We start from the raw sequence: 1969 nt of genomic DNA, 5'->3' as shown, positions 1-1969 counted from the left end.
TTCCTGCTCAAGCTGCAGGGTGCCGCTGAATCGGCCTTTCTGCCGCCGTTCAAGACCATGCGGCTGCGCGCCGACTTCGACCTGCCGCGCGCCGACAAGCGCCGCGAATTCCTGCGCGTGCGCCGCAACGAGGCCGGCGGGCTGGACCTGTTCCCCAACCAGAGTTCGGGCGTGCTGACCTCCACCGTCTGGGCCGACGGCCTGGTCGACAACCCGGCCGGCAGCACCATCGCCCGTGGCGATCTGGTTCATTTCATCGCTCTCTCGGACCTGCTCGCATGAAGATCCAGCTGCGTTATTTCGCCTCCATCCGCGAAGCCATCGGCAGCGGCAGCGAGACCCTTGAAACCTCGGCCACCTCGCTGGCCGCGCTGCGCGAGGAACTGATCGCCCGCGGTGGTGCTCACGCCGAAGCGCTGGCGCGGGGCCGGGCGGTGCGCGTGTCGCTCAACCAGACCATGGCCGACGAGTCCGCCGCGCTGAGCGAAGGTGCTGAAGTCGCGTTTTTTCCGCCCGTGACCGGAGGCTGACCATGAACGCCCCCGTCCTTCCACGTGTGTCCATTCAAACCGAGGACTTCGATCTCTCGACCGTGGTCGCCCGGCTGCGCGCCAACGACAAGGGCGTCGGTGCCATTTGCACCTTCGTGGGCACGGTGCGCGACCGCAACGACGGGCAGTCGGTGTCCACGATGGAGCTGGAGCACTACCCCGGCATGACTGAAAAGGCCATCGAGCAGATGATCGACGAGGCCCTCAAACGCTTTGACATCTTCGGCGCGCGGGTGATCCACCGCGTGGGCCTGCTGCAGCCGCTGGACCAGATCGTGCTGGTGGCCGTGACCTCTGCGCACCGCGGCGAGAGCTTCCAGGCCTGCGAATTCCTGATGGACTACCTCAAGACCCAGGCGCCGTTCTGGAAGAAGGAACAGACGCCTGAGGGCGCACGCTGGGTCGACGCCCGGGTCAGCGACGACGCCGCGCTGGCCAAGTGGGGCATCGCGTCCAGCAACGCCTGACCCTGCTGCTGTGGCGAGCCTGTTGCTCAGCGCCGTCGACGTCGAGTCCATCGAGCGTGCGACGCTGACCGCGGTCGCACCGGAGCGGGTAGACGCCCTCGACGGCTGGCTGCTGCCGCTGGACTCCGGCACGGTCGGTCGGGCCCACAGCGCCGTGCCGCTGCACCATGGCGCACACGATCCGGCGCTCATTCACACCATCGCCCGGCGCTACCGCGACGCCGGCTTGCGCCCGGTGTTTCGACTGCCGGACCTGCCCGCGTTTGAAGCCTGGTGGCCACAGCTGGCCGCGAGCGGTTACCGGCGCGAACAACCCACGCTGACCCTGGTCGGCGCGCTGGACGGCCTGCAAGCGCTGTCCAGCCACACCGACGGCGTGTCGCTGGACATCCGCCCAGACGCCGCCTGGATGGCGATGTTCCTGGGCGAGGGGCTGGACCCGGTCGACGGAGCCAGCCGATCGAAGGCCCTGTCGCGCGCTGAGGGCACGCTGTTCGCCAGCCTGCGCGAAGGCGGGCAGACGCTGGCCTGCGGCGCCGCCTGTTACGCGCAGGGCTGGCTGAGCCTGCACGGCCTGCGAACGGCGGCCAGCCACCGTGGGCGGGGCCTGTCGGGGCGCCTGATCCGCGCCATGGCGCTGGAAGCGCAGCGCCGGGGCATCACCCGGGCCTTTCTGCAAGTCGACGCGGCCAACACGCCGGCCCTGGCCCTGTACCGCCGCGCCGGTATGGTCACGGCCTGGTCTTACGCTTACTGGCGCCCGCCCACCACCCCCGGGGGATGACCGGCGGTCCACCGGTCGGCTCAGGTCGCCGGGTGCGGGGCCGTGGGCCAGTGACCCCCCAGCTGGGCTGACTGCAGCTGCACCGTGAGCCAGTGCAGCAGGCGGCGGATGCGGGGCAGCTCGATGCGGTTGGCCGGCACCAGCGCCTTGAGCCACAGGTCGGGCAG

General features: G+C 70.0%; 3 protein-coding genes and 1 pseudogene. All 4 read left to right on the top strand.

Going from position 1 to position 1969, the window contains the following annotated elements; all coding sequences use genetic code 11:
- Positions 1 to 282: pseudogene (locus ACR2JA_RS08950) on the top strand (molybdopterin molybdenumtransferase MoeA); the annotation flags it as partial.
- Positions 279 to 530, top strand: a complete 252-nt coding sequence (gene moaD, locus ACR2JA_RS08945; protein WP_434008746.1) for a molybdopterin converting factor subunit 1 — start codon at positions 279 to 281, stop codon at positions 528 to 530. The pseudogene ACR2JA_RS08950 and the gene moaD, both read left to right, overlap by 4 nt.
- A gap of 2 nt (positions 531 to 532) precedes the next feature.
- On the top strand, positions 533 to 1018 hold the full coding sequence (locus ACR2JA_RS08940; RefSeq protein WP_434008745.1) for a molybdenum cofactor biosynthesis protein MoaE: 486 nt from the start codon (positions 533 to 535) through the stop codon (positions 1016 to 1018).
- Positions 1019 to 1028: 10 nt separating this feature from the next.
- Complete coding sequence (locus tag ACR2JA_RS08935; RefSeq protein ID WP_434008744.1) at positions 1029 to 1802, top strand: GNAT family N-acetyltransferase; 774 nt, start codon at positions 1029 to 1031, stop codon at positions 1800 to 1802.
- The last annotated feature ends 167 nt before the right edge of the window (positions 1803 to 1969 follow it).

This window comes from Hydrogenophaga sp., from assembly GCF_051007235.1.
In the GTDB taxonomy this organism is placed as follows: domain Bacteria; phylum Pseudomonadota; class Gammaproteobacteria; order Burkholderiales; family Burkholderiaceae_C; genus Hydrogenophaga.
Note: the sequence above shows the minus strand (reverse complement) of the source record. Positions and strands in the feature narration are given on the sequence as shown.